The organism is Afipia birgiae 34632, assembly GCF_000308295.2.
In the GTDB taxonomy this organism is placed as follows: Bacteria; Pseudomonadota; Alphaproteobacteria; order Rhizobiales; family Xanthobacteraceae; genus Afipia; species Afipia birgiae.
On sequence record NZ_HG326652.1, the window covers coordinates 1,758,186 to 1,774,141 of the forward strand.

Consider the following 15,956-nt stretch of genomic DNA (forward strand, 5'->3'; position numbering starts at 1 on the left):
GGGTCACTTCAAATTCCTCCGGGTGTGGTCAGTCAAATTCCTCCACCCCGCGAGGCAGGACATGATGATTGTTAGTTTGACATTGTTTCCCGGGCAAGGGCTTCAGCGGCCTCTTTGAGCCGATAGCTTCGTCCATCGAACTCGAGCAGATGGCAATAATGCATCAGGCGATCGAGGATCGTCGTGCTCATGGTGTTGTCCCCCAGGTATGTTCCCCAATCCTGCACGACGCGATTGGAGGTGACGATGACGCTGCGGCGCAGTTTGTAGCGCTGATGGATCAGGGTCTGCAGCAAAGGCGCCGGCGTCGTCAGGGATGGCGCGGGCGAGGAACAGATCGTCCAGCACGAGGAGATCGCAGTCGATGATGGTTCGCAGCCGGACCTCGCGTTGCGCCGGGGAGTTCAGGACGTAGCGGTGGAAGAAGTCGTCGGTCTCAAGATACTGGACCTTGTGGCTTTGCAGGATCGCCTGATAGGCAATCGCCTTGGCGATGTGGGACTTCCCGGTGCCAGGTTTGCCGACGAGCAGCGCGTTCTCGCCGGCGGCGATGAACGCCAGGGTGTGGAGCTGGAAGCAGGTTTGGCGCGGCAATTTGGGATTGAAGGACCAGTCGAACTCGGCGAGCGTGAGCTTTTCGTCGAGCCCGGATTGCCGGTATCGTCGCTCGATAAGGCGGGACTGACGACGGTCCAGTTCGTCCTGCAGGATCAGGGAGAAGGTCTCGAGGAAGGGCTGGTTGGCGCCCTGCGCCTGCAGCACACGCGTCTGCAGCGTGTCGCGAACGCCCGACAGGCGCAGCTGTCGCAGGCAACGTTCAATTTCCGGCATGGTCATCATGTGGTTTGGTCTCCAGTTTGAGGTGAGAAGCCGCGGGAGCGCTCGTGGCGCCGGAGCTGGTCGGGGTTGCGCAGGCGCCACGAGCGCGGGTTGCAGGGGCGCGGTCGTCGTGAGCCTCGGCCTGCCGGCCATTGGCGCCGGCATCGTGCCGCGCGGCACGGCTGAAGAGATCGCCGTATTCGGCTGGAGCGCGGATCAGCGGATGATCCTGGGTGAGCGGCGATGCCGGCTGTGGCGTCGCTCCAACCTGCGCGATCGCCTGTTCGAACAACCGCTCGACGGTCGCACGCACGTGCTTGTAACGGTAGATGCGGTTGCCGATGGCGTGCGCGCAGGCCTGCTCGACCAGCCGTGCCGGATACTTCCGGCTCAGCCCGACAATGCCCCACATCGCGCGCTGTCCGGGGCGCCCCTCGGTGTCGAACACTTGCTGGCAGAGCGCCCTGGTCTGCGGACCGATGCGCTCGGCGCTCGCCAGCAGCACCGCGGTTTGCCGCGACGGATTGAACGGCCGTTCGCTGGTCGGCAGGACGACCGAACCGGGATGCGCCATCCGGGGATGAACACGCAGCAGCGCATGGGTGTGGCGATCGCGGATCTCGATCGTCGAGGCGTAGATCCGCACCACGACCTGGCTGCCGATGGGCGCAGGCCGCGCGGCGTAATAGCTGCTATCAACACGCACGGTGGTATCGTCGCAGACGGTCCGAACGACCTCGGTGAAGATGCGGAAGGCAGCCACTGGCAACGGCCGCAGGTGGGGCTTCTCCTCCTGGAACATCGCCTCGACCTGACGCCGCGTGCTGCCGTGGATTCGCTTGGAGGCCCAATTCTCCTCCCAGTGCCTCAAGAACTCGTTCTGGGCTTCCAGTGTCTCGAAGCGCCGTCCGGCCAGCGCGGTGCCCTGGGTATGTTGAATCGCGCTCTCGACGCATCCTTTCCGATTGGGATCGGCCACCCGCGCGGGATCGGCGACCACGGCGTAATGAGCCAGCATCGCGCTGTAAATCGGGTTGAGCTCGGGCTCGTACAAATCCGGCTTGAGGACGCCTTCCTTCAGGTTGTCGAGCACGACATAGCTGGGGACCCCGCCAAAAATACCGGAACGCCTCTTCGTGGAGCTGCGCCCAGACTTGCTGGCTGGATTGCCACACCACCCGCCGGAAGCTGCGCCGCGAGTAGCGCAGCGTCATCACGAACAGGCGGGGACGGCGGTACCGGCCGCTCCTGGGATCAATCGTCAGAGCGCCCTCGCCATAGTCGACCTGGGCCTCCTCGCCGGGGAGGAACTCAAGTCGATCAAACTGCTCGGGATCGCTGTGTCGCAACGTGCGCACAAACCGCTTGACGCTCTGGTAGCTGGACGGAAAGCCAAATTGATCGACCAGGTCCTGGTAAATCGCCTGCGCATTCCGCTTCAGGCGGACCTGTTCTTCGATCCACGTCCGATGCGGTTCGCAAGCCGAACGGGCCAGGCTGCCGGCGGCCGTCGCTCCCGATGCCCCAGAAGCCGGTGGTCGGGGTGGAGGAATTTGGCCGTCCGCGCTCACCGGGCCGGTGGTCACTTCCCCGGGGGAATTTGCCTCCGTACCAGCCCGCAGCGCCCGGTAACGCCGGATCGTCTTGCGGTCGACCCCCGTCAGCCTGTGGATCTCGCGCTGGCTGGCGTTGCGATCGAGTAACGTAAATACCGTGCTTTGCAGGTGTGGCTTCAAGACGTTCAACTCCCCGGCCCCTTGCTGGTTAAAGGGACCGAAAATAAACGTCCTGCCTGATCGGCTACCGCTGTTCAGCGGCGCTGACCGCGATTATCGAGTGGGGGAGTTTCAAGTGACCATACCCGGGGGATTTTGACCGACCCACGGGGATGTGCGCAATGTCGGACATGTCACCAGTCGTCGCAACGTGCGTGAATTCGCCATGGCTGCTGGAGAACTGTCGTTTGCGGAGTTCTCGGAATTCCTGAACAAGAGCTTTTCTGCAATCGCCAAGCATATCAAGCCCGGCGCCGTCGTCTTTACCTGCATGGACTGGAGCCATTTGGGTGAGTTGCGGGTCGCCTGTGATCCAATTTTTGGTAAGCCGCGAAACATGATCGTTTGGGTCAAGTCCAATGCCGGCATGGGCTCCTTCTATCGGTCGCAGCACGAATTGATCGTGCCGTATGTTCTTCCGGGTGCCCGCCCGGTCAACAACTTCGGTCTTGGAGGCAAGGGTCGCTATCGGACCAACGTCTGGCAATATCCGGGCGCGAACGCCTTTGGCCGCAAGCGGGACGAGGAACTGGCCATGCATCCCACGGTCAAGCCCGTCGCTCTTGTCGCCGACGCACTCAAGGACTGCTCCAATCGCCGCGACATTGTTCTCGATCCCTTCGGTGGCTCTGGAACCACCATGATTGCTGCAGAACGCACCGGTCGCGTCGCACGGCTTATCGAGTACGACCCACTCTACTGTGATGTCATCGTTCAGCGTTGGCAGTCTGCGACCGGAAAGACGGCAAGTGTCGCCGAAACCAATGAGACTTTCGAGCAGGTGAAGGCCCGCCGCATCGCGCATCGGGCGTAAAAGGAATACGATCATGAGTGACCGCGACAACAATTCGGTTGGGCCTGGCAATCCACCCGCGCACGGGAAGTTCAAGCCTGGACAATCAGGCAATCGCCGAGGAAGGCCCAGGACACCGACACTCAGCTTCGATGAATTGGTTCGGGAAGAACTGAATTCAATCGTAGAGATTAGGCAGAATGGAAAGGTGAGGAAGATTCGGAAGCTTGGACTCATCGTAAAGCAAGCGGTCGATCAGGCCGCGAAGGGCAACTTTCGCTTTCTCAAACTTTTGACGGAGAATAATGCGTTCCGTTCAATCATGGAAAATCCGGAACAACGTCCCTTAAACGGGGAACAGCTAAAGTACTTGGAGGGCGTTCGCGCTCAAGCGAGGGAATTAGTTGCCAAGTACAATAATGAACAAGCGGCTGCAAACGGTGCAGCCTCTAACAAAACCCGTTGAGTTCGAAAGGCACCTGCTTTTACTTCATTCGCATTTTGACACCGCTGTCACAAGACGTGGGGTTAAAGCCGAGTATCCTGCGTTTGACGCATCAGAATAGATTTCAATCGCTGTCTGTCGTTCATTCTGAACGATTAGTTTAACAGCATAAAGATCAATCATTGCCGGTTGGACCGGCCCAATTTCATACGATCGCTTCGGATCAAGTATCCGGATTTGGTTGGTAATCGTCTGGGCCGTACCGAGTGATTTCGCTAGATCGTTTGTGAGAGTTTTCGATACTTCGTTCAGTTCTCTAATCAAGCAGCTTGAAAGAGTATCAAGCGATTGACGGGACGATAAAACCGTTATCGGCTGTCGATCACGTATCGTGCTTGCGCAACCGCTCACCGCAATAGTGGATAGCACAACAAACATTGCACATGAGCCGTTCATCTACGGATGCTCCGGCGCAAGGTAATGTCGGATGCGGTTGCCGTTTCCCTACGAGCCCGAGCAATTCCACCGAATATCCAGGAAATTACCCAGCACCCCAAGGAGATCGCCCACCAGATCGGATCTGTCGGCGCGAGCAAAAAGCACCCTACAGCTGCGGCCGCGAAGAGGAGAGCAAGAAACTTCCAAACGAACCCTCTTCCGGTCACTGCGACCGCAAAGGGCAAGAATCCGACCATAAGGCTAAAAAGTAGGTGCATCACTTCCTCCATATAGCGGTCAACTAGACCATCGACGCAATCTCACGGATTCGAGATTACCTCCTCACCGACCCGCCAAGTCTTTTGCGGAATGGCTTCAAGCCGAGGAATTGCGCGCACCGTACAGATTGCCAATCAAATCGCAGCATATGTCGGTCCGGGGCTTTCAGTCCGTTCCAAGGACAACCGTCCATGCCATAATACCATGTCTATATCCAGTGGTTTAATAGCCTCTGGAATGGCCGACTTGGCGCATGAAAGCTCGTGCGCTCCTGGCCTGGAATCTGCGGAGAATCCGTGTGGAACGGGGACTGTCTCAGGATGCGCTTGCCGACGAAGCCAGCGCCGACAGGGCTTATGTGGGCGGCCTTGAGCGCGAAACCCAGAACCCGACCATTGATCTACTGGAACGGCTCGCCAAGGTGCTGGAGGCCGATATGGCGGAGTTGTTTGCCAAGGTGCCAAAGGGCGCTCCGCGCCCCAAACCCCTTCCTGCCGGGCGTAAGGTAGCTCTGAAGCCGGGTCGCAAGAAGCAATAAGATTGCTGCAAATCCACTGGACTTCGGTGGTTCGTGGAGCATGCATGGACGCATCAAGAGGGAGCGTGTCATGCCAAAGAAAGCCAGCGGTACCGTAATCTGCGCACTGATTAGCGAGCTCCGCAGCTGCGCCGAAGAAACCATCGCGGTCGCAGAAGCAGCTGACCGGTTGGCCAAACGTGGTAAGGCCGAGAAAGCTTTGCGAGTATTGATGGATGTCGAGGGACCGACCCGCGAGGTTCAGAATCTATTCCGTACCGCATTGAAGGTGAGACAAACCTTGCTTCCCGATCCGCGATAACTAAAACCGCCGCGAATTCCCTACCGCGCGGCTCTGGCCAGAGGCGGTCTTGCGTCAGTGGCAGCAAACGATGCTGTCGGACGATGCAAGGAGAGCCAGATGGCCACAAGCCGAAAGTTAAAGTCTAAAACTCAACCGAAATCAGGGACCGCCGTTAAGCGAGGGACCGCGCGTACAACGACGTCCCGCCCCTCCACCCCGCCCAAGAAAGCTCCGGCACCAAGCGCCTCTACCGCCGCATCCTCCAAGCAGGCCAAAATCCTGGACATGCTGCATGCTCCCGCCGGAGCCACCATCGCAGCCGTCATGAAGGCTACGGGTTGGCAGCAACATTCGGTGCGGGGCTTCTTTGCAGGAACCGTGCGCACAAAGCTGAACCTGAATCTCACGTCGCAAATGGTGGGTGACGAGCGCGTTTATCGGATCGTCAAGGGTGAGCCCACAAAATGATCCAAGCCCCCTCACCCATGAAGCCAGCCGATCCGGCCGTAGAAGCTGAGTTGGTCCGGCTGGCAACAGCCCCCATCGCCGAACTGCGCAAACGCTACCGAGAAGTTTTACGAACCGACCCGCCGAAAGCATTCGGGCCTGATCTGCTGCGCCGGAGCATTGCTCATCGAATTCAGGAAAAAGCCTATGGCCGATTGCCTGGTCCGACCAAGCGCCTGCTCGACCAGCTTGTAAAAGCCATCGCTGCCAAACCCAACGGACGGCTGGAGCTTCCACGCCGCATCAAGCCCGGCTCAGAACTCGTCCGGACATGGAAGGGCAAGAGCTACCGCGTCGTGGTTCGTCCGGACGGGTTTGCCTATGACGGCAAGACCTATGCGGGACTCTCCGAAATCGCGTCCCTGATCGCCGGCACCAACTGGAATGGACCGCGGTTCTTCGGGCTGCGGGCAAAGCCTCAAGGGTCTGCCGATGGCAAGTAACTCTCCGAAAACCCTGCGCTGCGCCATCTATACCCGCAAATCGACCGAGCATGGCCTTGAGCTTGAATTCAACTCGCTTGATGCCCAGCGGGAAGCTTGCGAGGCCTATATAAAGAGTCAGGCCTCGCAGGGCTGGAAAGCACTGCCACAGCTCTACGACGATCCGGCCTTCTCGGGCGGCAATCTTGAGCGCCCTGCCCTCAAGCGATTGTTGGCTGACATCGAGGCCCATAGGGTCGATGTGGTTGTCGTCTACAAGATCGACCGCCTCACCCGCTCGTTGGCTGACTTCGCCAAACTGGTCGAGGCGTTCGATGCGAGATCGATTTCGTTCGTGGCAGTCACCCAGCAGTTCAACACCACCACCTCAATGGGGCGGCTTACTTTGAATGTTCTGCTATCCTTCGCTCAGTTCGAGCGAGAGCTCTCGTCTGAGCGGGTCCGGGATAAAATCGCCGCGTCTCGCGCCAAGGGCAAATGGACCGGTGGCAACGTCCCGTTTGGTTACAAAACGCACGACAAAAAGTTGGTGATCCATGAGCCGGAAGCTGAGACGATCCAATTTATCTTCAAACGATACCTAGAATTAGGTAGCTTTGAGCCACTGGTGCTTGATCTTGATGCCAAAGGTATTCGGTCTCGGGTCAAGAAATCCAAAGGATCTGACACCCACGTAGCGTCGCGCTTTACCTATGGTCCCCTCGCCTATCTTCTGAACAATCGGATCTATGTCGGGCAGGTTTCGCACAAGGGAAAATGGCATCCCGGCGAACACACGCCCATTATCGACGCGAAACTATTCGACGCGGTGCAGATGCGGCTGAGTGCGAACAAAGTGATCCGCAAAAATCGACGCTCAGAGAGTGGCGCGCTGCTGATGGGCAAACTGTTCGACGACCGCGATAACCGGATGAGTCCGAGCTACTCGACCAAGAAGGGCGTCCGCTATCGGTTCTACGTCAGCGCGGCGCTGTTGCGGGGACGCAAGGCCGCGGCCGGCTCTCTCTCACGTATTTCTGCTATGGAACTTGAAGCGACCGTGCTTCAGGCGGTACGCATGGAATGCGGCCGACCAGATCCTATTGTGACTCCGGATGCGGAGTTGATTGAGATCCATGTTGAACGCGTCGTCGTCTCAAAGAATGCGATTACGATTGTCTTCCCGCCGCAGCTTGGCCTCCGGGCTTTAACTATTCCTTGGGTCAACGCTGCAAGTGGAACGACATCACCGAAGTATCGAGCCAAGGACAACAGTGAGGCTGACCCGGTCCTTGTTCATGCCATCGCCCGGGCACATGCCCGCATCAAGGATTTGGAGGGCGGTCGCTTCGATACAGTTGAAGCGCTCGCTGCCTCTGCCAAGGCCCACTCGAAAATGCTGCGGCAGGAATTGCGGCTGGCGTTTCTCGCGCCCGACATCCTCACGGCGATGTTGCAGGGCGACCAGCCAGCTGGCCTGACGCTGACCGCGATGCTGCCGACCCTGCCCTTGTCGTGGGCCGCGCAGCGACGTGCCATCGGCCTTTCATCATCGCGCCATTCGCAGATCGAATTGTGTGGAATGTGAAGGTCCGCTTTTGCGCAGACATTCATTGATGTGGTCTCCGCCTCACGGGCACGACGCGTCATCGTCCTCTGGCTCCCCGTGCCATGAGCTTGTGTCGACTTTCGTCTCGGTTTGATTTGAAAGGAGCTGAAGGGGCTCGGCTATGGTGGCCGCTGTCGTGCAAACAAAGGGAAAGTTCTCCTCGATCATTGCGGCGTCCAACCCCGAACCGTAATGCAACGTGACATCAACGCTACCGGTAATCTCATAGCGGATGATATCACCATCTATGCTCAGAACGCGCATTTCATCGTAGAGGATACCCCCAGTCTCATAATGTCCGGCGATCAGATCAAGGCTGTCAATTGTTTCGTCTATGAAAGCCTTGACTGCTTCATCATAGAGATGCCCCTCGATCCGGCTTATAACCTCCCTGTGGACGTCTTCGGTCACCTCAAAGATCTCGAGCAGCGCGCTGATGGTTTCATTTGCGAGATTTTCGAGTTCGGCTGGATCACTAATAACTGTATCAGGCTTTAGATGAGTACGCTTGTTCAACTCGTTAAATGCAGGGCCAATCTCGGTGTGGAATTCCTTCGGATCGACCTTTAGTCCGCACTTTAAAAATTGGTCCGTCAGACCACCGCGGCTTGCAAAGTAGGCACGTTGGCGGCGAGTTGGGCCTTCGAGCTTCGGGTGCGGCTCGTACCAAGAGCATGATTTGATCGCGTCGTCATCCGGAGCCAGTTGCTTCAGCATGTGGTCGCTGAGATCGCGCATGCTTACCGAGAAATGCTGAGCCCTTGTCGCAACGTTTTCCTGGTCCAGCGCAGCGATCGCTCCGCGTAGCAAATTTCGAGAAAAATCATCCTGGAGCCGGCCTTCGAGCCGCTTTACCAAGTCATCATTCGGCATTTGAAGCCCGCATTACCGAGGCCATATTTCGAGCCACCATTGTGTATTTGACGCCAATCTTCGTTTGTTAGTTGGCCTCAGACAAATCATGAGACAGCTTCAACGGTAGTAGTGGGCACCGGATCGATCTTTTCCTGTTCAAGAAATCGAGCGTCATCCCCTCCCAAGAAAGTAGCCAAGGATTGCCACGGGTGGCCTGGTAGCAGATCGATTTTCCGCGACGCCTTGCCGGGGCTTCCGTGCAGACGCGCCAAAGCGGGACTCATGAGATGGGGCAGGACCGGGATTGATACAAGGGACGTTAGATGCAGCGCGATACGCAGGCCGCCTTCGTCGATGTCTCCCCAATGATGGATACGCGTGATTCCGGGCCACCGTGAAATCGCTACCAACGCCGCTGCCACTGCCCTCGACGGGAAACCACCGGTGTAGACGACCACGTCGTCGGCCTGCAGCGCTTCCCGCACATGCCGATTGAAGCTTGCGAGATTTTCGATCGTGATGATCGATCGGATCGCACCCGCTGGTTCGATCGCTGGTGCTTGTTCAGGAGGAAGCCCCACATAAACCAAGCCCGCGAGATCCACGCCCGCGAGTCGAACCGGACCGGCCAATAAGACGGGCTGCGAAAACTTCTCCAAGCCCAGGCTAGCCATGGCTTCATTGTCAGACAGATCGGCATCGAGTCTTCCGATCTGCTTCAGGAAATTGATGATCCGCGATGCGTACCGTTCCAGAAGCTTGGTATTGCCTGTAGTTTGCCCGGAATACGTTCGAAGATCGCGTCGGTCCATCGGATCACGCGCAAGAACGGCATCCAGAGCTGTGATGAATTCTACCGCCTGATCCGCCTGCTCAAAACTAATCGAGAACGGCCGCTGTCCCCGCAGCCATCCGTCGATAATACTGTCTCGCGCTCCTACCGCGTCGGTGTGCTTTGGTGCCACAGACGCCCATAGTCGAGATACCGCCGCTCTTGCACGCTCGACCGCCGGAATCCTTCCAAGAAACTCGTAAAGGCGGACGGCATCTCTCAATCGGATACGTTCGGTTAGGTGCTGCGCCTCACCGCGGCCTTTGACTACGCTGATGGCGCCTTGGCGCTCTGCATCCGCAAGAAGCCGATCGAATGCCGCACGCTCCGCTGCAGAAGGGAAGTCGGCAGGTGCGCGTTCAGCCGGTTGGCGTGTCCTGTCTGGGACACGTTCCACCCGGTCGAGAAGAGTGCCCAAAATGTCGCGTGCCTTGCTTGCGCTCACGTTATTCCGCTGCCTTTTGCGTCGCTTGCTCGATCTCTGTCCTGAACCATTCCACGCCGCGATGCTCCGGATTGGCTGCCTGCATCTCGGCCTGAGCTCTCGGACCAATCCGTTCGGCATCGACGGCAACGCGATCCGTGCCGCTCATGCGCGTCACCGAGATGATACAGTCCACTGATTCAAGGAACGTCGCACGGTGAATCTCGGGTGCTGCGATGACCAGTTGAAGCCCGAGATCACGGTAGAGCGTAATAAGATTCTGCGTGTTACCGATATCCAACTTGTTAAAGGCTTCATCAAATGCGACCAAACCCATGCCTTCGGTACTGCCCTCGCGTCCCCCTTTGGGGAAGTAAACGGACACCATGCTGGCGGCAATGGCCACATAATAAGGCGCCTGGCGTTGCCCTCCCGATAAAAGCCCAACCAGCTTCGAGAACGCTTGCTGTTCACCCGCTTGATTCTCCAGGAACAGCTCGAACTCGAAATAATTCCGGTAGTCTTCCAAGCGGCGCGTATCCTGATCGCGCGTAACGATCTCCTCCACTTGCGCCATCGCGCGCTTCATCTCGTCATCGGCTGTGCTTGCCTTATCCGCCAACGCCGCAAATGATGCATCCTGGCTTCCGATAATGCGCTTCACGAGATCGTAGAGCGGCTTGAAGTCCGCGGATATATACCTTTTGAAAGAGTACTTCTGGCCTACAAACGAATATGCGGCGAGCCGCTTGTTCAGAATGTCGAGCTGCGTCTTTATCTTCTCAAACCGGTCGGACATTTTGGCGAGCAGGTCTTCCTTAAGCGCCGCCTCAAATTCATGACGGGCCTGAATGACTTTCTCGCGGTGGGGCCGGAGTTCATGTTCTTCGAGCCGCTTCTCCCGCGTGGCGCACCAGAAGCAGTGCTCAGCATGGCCGGCGTCCTCTGGAAGAGGACTTGGGCCTTGAATATACTCCCGGACGTACTCGCCAAATTCACGTAGGGCACGCGTACCGTTGTCGCGCGCGAGCCGCGCATGTTCCTCCGCGGCTTGCCTTGCTTGATCGCGGCGCTCCGCGAGAAATCTTACCTCTTCGCCGCGCTTCTGGAATACCTGCACACCCAGTGTCGTCCGAGCCTCGTCGATCGTAAATGCGCCCGCCTCTGCGAAGGCGATCAGTTTCGCCATGCTATCGGTGGCTTGTTCTCGCTCAATTGCTTCAGCGGCCATCGACATCTTTGCGACGGCGTCCTGACGCTCCGTGATCCGCTCGACGGCACGAATTGAACGCGTAGTGCTCGTCCGTTCTTTTTCACGCAACTCTGTCAGATCTTTTTCGTGACCAGCAGTCTCCTTTTCGATGCGCTCAATCTCCAGCCGAAGGGCTTGGCTCTTGGGATCTTCGATCTGTTCCCGATCCTTCCGGAGCGCTATTCTCCGCGCTTCAGCCCGCTTGACGTTTTCCGCCGCTTCTCGCAACTGCGATGCGATGTCATCCTTACGTTCGAGCCCCGCGAGGTACGTGACCGCGCTGTCGAGCATCTTCAGTTCCCGATCCTTCTCGCTAATCTGGTTTCGAAGGAGGGCACATTTTGCTTGCACGGACGCCAACGCCGCAGTTTGCGCCGTCTTTCCAAGAATAGGGCTGAGATCGCTAAACACCCGCAGCGAAAGCGCGGCAGTCGTCTTGCCGTTGCGCATAACGGCGTGATCGTAATCCTGCAATTCCTGTTCCGTATCGGCGCGAGCATAGCGTCCGACCTGGGTATCGACAAAGGCACGCGCGTCAATGTTGTCGGTCTGCAACACGTTCGCAATCGATCTTTGCGGCAGGGTGCGATTTGAGCCGCGTCGGGTCTTGCGCGTATTGACAATCCGGCAACCGTGCAAGCTCGAACGGTGCCGCCACAGATAGTCAAACGCCCTTTCAAGCTGCAACTCCGGCACGATCAGCGCTTCTCGGTTCGGTCCAAGAAGCATCTCCAAGGCGTGAGCCCACGATTCGTCGGCGATCTCCACAACATCTGGAAGAGCGCTGCTTTGAACATCGTTCCGCGCGAGAGCATTCATAAATTCCCGCACATGGGGCGAAAGCACACTTGCGCGTCCGTTATTCGCGCCGCGAAGCGACTGCTCCAGATTGCTTAACTGCTGACGGTCTTCGGCAATTTCCGCGATTCGAATATCGCGTTGCTGCGCGAGCGATGCGCGCACCACAAGGATCGCTAACGCGCGCTGCGCCGTTTCCGCCAAGGATTCGCTTTCAGCTACAAGCCGCTCCGTGGTCTGTTCGCTGGCAGCGCGGACAAGCTCCGCCGCCGCCTGTATGGCACCGTGATGCACAATCGGCACGAATTGACGTATCGCGGAAAATTGGGAGATGTGGCGAAACTCATTCATGGCGCTGTCGAATGATGCGACGGCGCGGGCCTTATCGTCGTTGGCAACCCGTTCTTCGACCTCAATGGCTCGAATCTTTGATGCACCCTCGCCTTCCGCGAGCATGGTACGCTTGCGGATAATCTGGTCGCGGTTCTCTGATACAACGCTGGTGTGGTTGACAATCAGCCGATTAAGCGATGCGTTCTCTTGGTCCGCCCGCTCCTTTTCTTTCTCTAGCTCCCTGATCTCAAATTCCAGCCGCATGCGTTCCGAGGCGCTAGCAACATATTCTTCCGTTTGCGCTTGAAGCGTCTGCCTTGCCCATGTCGCGAAGCGACTTCGGATAAGGCGGATAGCTCTGATTTCCATTTCAAGTTCTTCAGCGCGCTTTTCCATCGACCGCCATGTCTCAATGGACGAGCGGATGCGCTCGACATTGAGGGGATCCGCTTCAAGCACGAAGCGCCTCACAAAGTCTGTGGGGTCGCGGATTTCTCTGGCTAGGACGGCGTTATTAAAGCTGCGCAGAAAGAGCCGCGCATCCGGTGATGAGCGCGGCCGCATCGCGGCCAGGTACTCGGCGACGAACTGCGTCGATCGAGCGTGCAGCGTGAGGGCTTTGCCGTGGTTTTTCTTCAACCGTTCGATGATTTCGTCATGGGAAACTACAAACTCGTCGCCGTCTTCATCGCGCTCGATAAAATCTTCAAACGAGAATGCGTAGCCCCGCGCGATGAACAGCGCCCGCGACGACTCCGTTCGCTCGTTGTGATCCGCATGTAGAAGCAGGCCGATGGTCAACGGCTCGTCCGAAATCGTATCGCGAAACGTAAGAGCGAGAACCGTCTCGCACCGCTCACGTTTGGGTGCCCCACGATCGAAATCACTCACTTGGCCAAGGCAATAGCTCAGGACCGTGCGGTCGCTTTTCTCGCCGGCAGAAGGATTGAGGTCGATGAAGTTCCCATTATTACCTGTAATGACCACCTGAAGGCCGTCGAGGATCGCGCTCTTGCCCGCTCCTGTCGGTCCAATGACCGCGATCATGCCGCTCACATCGAGGTCAAGAACCTCGAAAACATACCAATTGTGGAACGAAAGGCGCGTGAGCTCATACATCAGAAGATGCCTCGTCTGGATCGAGACGTTGCCGTTCCGGTGACGATCCAGCCTTATCCGGCGCGACAGCTGAGTCGCGCTCGCGCGCACTCCAAGCAAGGAATTCTTCAGACGCTCCCAGCTCCACCCACTTCACAACAGAGGCGGTAAAGACATCATCGACAAGAATGGCTATGCCAGGGAGGACCGTAACCGGGGTAAGTCGCTCGACGCGATCCGCATCATGCAACAGAACGGCTCCTCGCCGCCGCAACGACTTCAGGATTTCTTCTAGCCGGGACTCAATCGGTGGATCTGCCTTTCCAAGCGTCCGGATTCGGTCGAATATCTCGTCGGTGTTGGTCTCCACCCGACCGACTTCGTCCATAAGGCCCGCGCGCAAGCCTTCGTCATAGATAACGCGCAGCGCAAGCAGGACAAGAGTTTCATCTTTCTTGAGACGCGAGAATTGCCAGCCGTACCGATTCTGGCCCCGGACCAGCGCGATCATTCCGGTCGGCGGCTCAATGACAATGCTAACCCCCATCGCACCGAAGTACCGCTCGAAAAATGTGCTGTGACGGCGAATGAGGTCGTAAATTTCTCGCCGAAGCAGGCTTGTATCCGGATAAATAATCTGATGGGCAAGGAGCGCCTGAATCGCGGTCTCAATATGGACCTTCTCGACGGGCGGGTTGCCCCGCCGACCTTCGAGAAGGTCGCGAAGTTCTTCAAGCTCCAGCATGCGACGCTACCTTCCCCACGCGACGAACGACGAAGTCGGGACACGAGATCCACTCATTCTCGAATTGTGTGGGCTTGATTTCGATCGCGTAGCGCCGCGCCAGGGCGCCGTCGCCGATCTGCTGTAAGGTACGGAGCCGCTCGAAAATGAAGAAGTCATCTAGCGACGAAAGAGGCATGTCGGCCGCTTGCAGCTCCTGTCTTTCGCCAAACGCGGTTTCGAGATAGGTCGCCATCTTGGCGGCCGCGATTGCCGTACGGCCGCGGTAGGCATCAAGCGCCGCACGATAGGCGAGAAATGCTGGATCTGGTGCTTCGCGCCGGATTTTTTGGGGTTTTGCGGCTTCCCGCTCACGTTTGTGCTGATAGAGGTCTTCCCTGCCGATCACCGCCTGTTCCGGAAGAAGGCTATGCGGGAGGGATAGCTCTAGCGAGGAAGGACCAGCCAGGTCGCCGAGCTTGGCTAACGCCTCGATCACACGTTCGGTCTTCGTCTCCGCAATGCGATCCATGAATCGCAAGGTATTGGAAATTCGTCGTTCAAGCCGCTGGTTCGTGGCCTCGATAATTTCGAGATAGTCCCCGATCCGGTCAAATACCGAGATCACGTTGCGCAATTCCTGAGTAACTAGCGCATACGCGTATTCAACACTCTCGCCGCGCCCCTCCTTGACGTAGGCTTCGGAGAGGACAGTCATCCTTATCTCGTTGGCAAGGATGCCCTCCGCTGTGTCGATGATCTTGCGTCTGAACCGGAACGGATTGGTTGTACTCTTCAGCCGTTTGAAATCTGAGATCAAGAAATGCTCGACGAAATCGTCAAAGAACTTCCTGAACAGAGTCCGCATATCGGTCTGGCCGACCAGCTCTTCTTCAATTTGCCGTATTGCGCTTGAGATCGAGCGCAAGTGATGCATAAAGGACTTGGCGGACCGCTCCGCATTGCGGACAGCCTCCGACCTATTTTCGGGATCTTTATCGGCTCCTTCGAGCTGCAACAGAACTTGCAAGACTTCGCCGCCGTAGGAGCGCGTTCGTCCTGCTTTGATTTCGAGTAGGATTGTCAGAATGAGGCGCCCGTTGGCGTTCATATCGACAACGCGGCGATAACGATTCCGAAATTCGGTTAGCCACCCCGTGTCGAGAAGCCGCCGGTACGCGACGAGGGCCTTGGCATCTGCGGTCTCCGCTGCCGGCGCGTACGGAGCTTCATCGTCAAGTTGTACATTACGCCCCTCACGATCGATAAATTCTCGAATCGCCTGGGTGATTTCCTGCCGCGAAACGACGCCCGGAATATCTCCGAAAACATCGCGGTCGATGTGCTCCAGAAGGTCGGCGTAGAACCAACGCGCCTCGCCAGAAAAAATGCGAAAGATATCCGGCGGTAAACCGCCAAATATTCGAGAGCGTGCTTCGTAGGCTTCTTCCCCGGTCATGGAGCGCCCCTGATTAAGCAAGTCGGCGGGCAGACGCGAAAGGATTGTTCCCGCAACCTATGAGAGCAAGTGTGAATAAAAACAACAAATACAGCAAGATGCTGCGAACAAACAGCACCGAATATCCGCCTTCGGTCCAAGGCAGAAATTCGCCGACCGAATGTTACGGAGCATCCTTAGGCCAGTTGAGACCGTTTGGTATTTGTGCAGTTAAAGGACCGATTGGATGAGCACATGGCTGAATAGGATAAGCGTGCAGCCACGCATCCAAGG

General features: G+C 57.6%; 12 protein-coding genes and 2 pseudogenes. 7 read left to right on the forward strand and 7 right to left on the reverse strand.

Features of this window, described 5'->3' with window-relative positions; translation table 11 throughout:
- Positions 1–71 precede the first annotated feature (71 nt).
- Together istB and istA are read right to left on the reverse strand one after the other, a co-directional pair.
- Positions 72–840, reverse strand: a pseudogene (istB, locus tag BN32_RS08410) (IS21-like element IS1631 family helper ATPase IstB).
- A pseudogene (gene istA, locus BN32_RS08415) lies at positions 818–2,600 on the reverse strand (IS21 family transposase). The pseudogenes istB and istA overlap by 23 nt, the downstream one beginning before the upstream one ends.
- 160 nt (positions 2,601–2,760) lie before the next feature.
- Here istA and BN32_RS08420 point away from each other — a divergent pair.
- The 7 genes from BN32_RS08420 to BN32_RS08455 all read left to right on the forward strand — a co-directional run bounded on the left by BN32_RS08420 (position 2,761) and on the right by BN32_RS08455 (position 7,887).
- Positions 2,761–3,408, forward strand: coding sequence for a DNA-methyltransferase (locus BN32_RS08420; protein WP_156946955.1), 648 nt, complete (start codon positions 2,761–2,763; stop codon positions 3,406–3,408).
- 13 nt (positions 3,409–3,421) lie between these two features.
- The gene (locus tag BN32_RS26755) at positions 3,422–3,853 is read left to right on the forward strand and encodes a DUF5681 domain-containing protein (protein ID WP_156946956.1); all 432 of its coding nucleotides are present in this window, start codon (positions 3,422–3,424) and stop codon (positions 3,851–3,853) included.
- A 949-nt stretch (positions 3,854–4,802) separates the two neighbouring features.
- A complete protein-coding gene (locus tag BN32_RS08435; RefSeq protein ID WP_019197717.1) occupies positions 4,803–5,087 on the forward strand; it encodes a helix-turn-helix domain-containing protein in 285 nt (94 codons plus the stop codon).
- Positions 5,088–5,157: 70 nt separating this feature from the next.
- On the forward strand, positions 5,158–5,388 hold the full coding sequence (locus BN32_RS08440) for a hypothetical protein (RefSeq protein WP_040426166.1): 231 nt from the start codon (positions 5,158–5,160) through the stop codon (positions 5,386–5,388).
- A gap of 99 nt (positions 5,389–5,487) precedes the next feature.
- The gene (locus tag BN32_RS26110; protein ID WP_040425585.1) at positions 5,488–5,838 is read left to right on the forward strand and encodes a DUF3489 domain-containing protein; all 351 of its coding nucleotides are present in this window, start codon (positions 5,488–5,490) and stop codon (positions 5,836–5,838) included.
- Positions 5,835–6,320 carry a DUF2924 domain-containing protein gene (locus BN32_RS08450; RefSeq protein ID WP_040425586.1) on the forward strand — a complete coding sequence of 162 codons (486 nt, stop codon included), beginning with the start codon at positions 5,835–5,837 and terminating at the stop codon, positions 6,318–6,320. The genes BN32_RS26110 and BN32_RS08450 overlap by 4 nt, the downstream gene beginning before the upstream one ends.
- Positions 6,310–7,887 (forward strand): recombinase family protein, encoded by a 1,578-nt coding sequence (locus BN32_RS08455; RefSeq protein WP_019197722.1) that lies wholly within the window; start codon positions 6,310–6,312, stop codon positions 7,885–7,887. Before BN32_RS08450 ends, BN32_RS08455 begins: the two co-directional genes overlap by 11 nt.
- A gap of 42 nt (positions 7,888–7,929) precedes the next feature.
- Here the strand turns inward: BN32_RS08455 and BN32_RS08460 are convergent, their stop codons facing one another.
- From BN32_RS08460 to BN32_RS08480, 5 genes are all read right to left on the reverse strand, one after another.
- Positions 7,930–8,781 (reverse strand): pPIWI-associating nuclease domain-containing protein, encoded by an 852-nt coding sequence (locus BN32_RS08460; RefSeq protein ID WP_019197723.1) that lies wholly within the window; start codon positions 8,779–8,781, stop codon positions 7,930–7,932.
- A gap of 86 nt (positions 8,782–8,867) precedes the next feature.
- The gene (locus BN32_RS08465; protein WP_019197724.1) at positions 8,868–10,040 is read right to left on the reverse strand and encodes a Wadjet anti-phage system protein JetD domain-containing protein; all 1,173 of its coding nucleotides are present in this window, start codon (positions 10,038–10,040) and stop codon (positions 8,868–8,870) included.
- Position 10,041: 1 nt separating this feature from the next.
- Complete coding sequence (locus BN32_RS08470; RefSeq protein ID WP_019197725.1) at positions 10,042–13,521, reverse strand: SbcC/MukB-like Walker B domain-containing protein; 3,480 nt, start codon at positions 13,519–13,521, stop codon at positions 10,042–10,044.
- Entirely contained in the window at positions 13,514–14,245 is a 732-nt protein-coding gene (locus BN32_RS08475; protein WP_019197726.1) for a DUF4194 domain-containing protein, read from the reverse strand. The genes BN32_RS08470 and BN32_RS08475 overlap by 8 nt, the downstream gene beginning before the upstream one ends.
- Positions 14,232–15,683: a Wadjet anti-phage system protein JetA family protein gene (locus BN32_RS08480; protein WP_019197727.1), complete on the reverse strand. Its 1,452-nt coding sequence runs from the start codon at positions 15,681–15,683 to the stop codon at positions 14,232–14,234. The genes BN32_RS08475 and BN32_RS08480 overlap by 14 nt, the downstream gene beginning before the upstream one ends.
- Positions 15,684–15,956 lie beyond the last annotated feature (273 nt).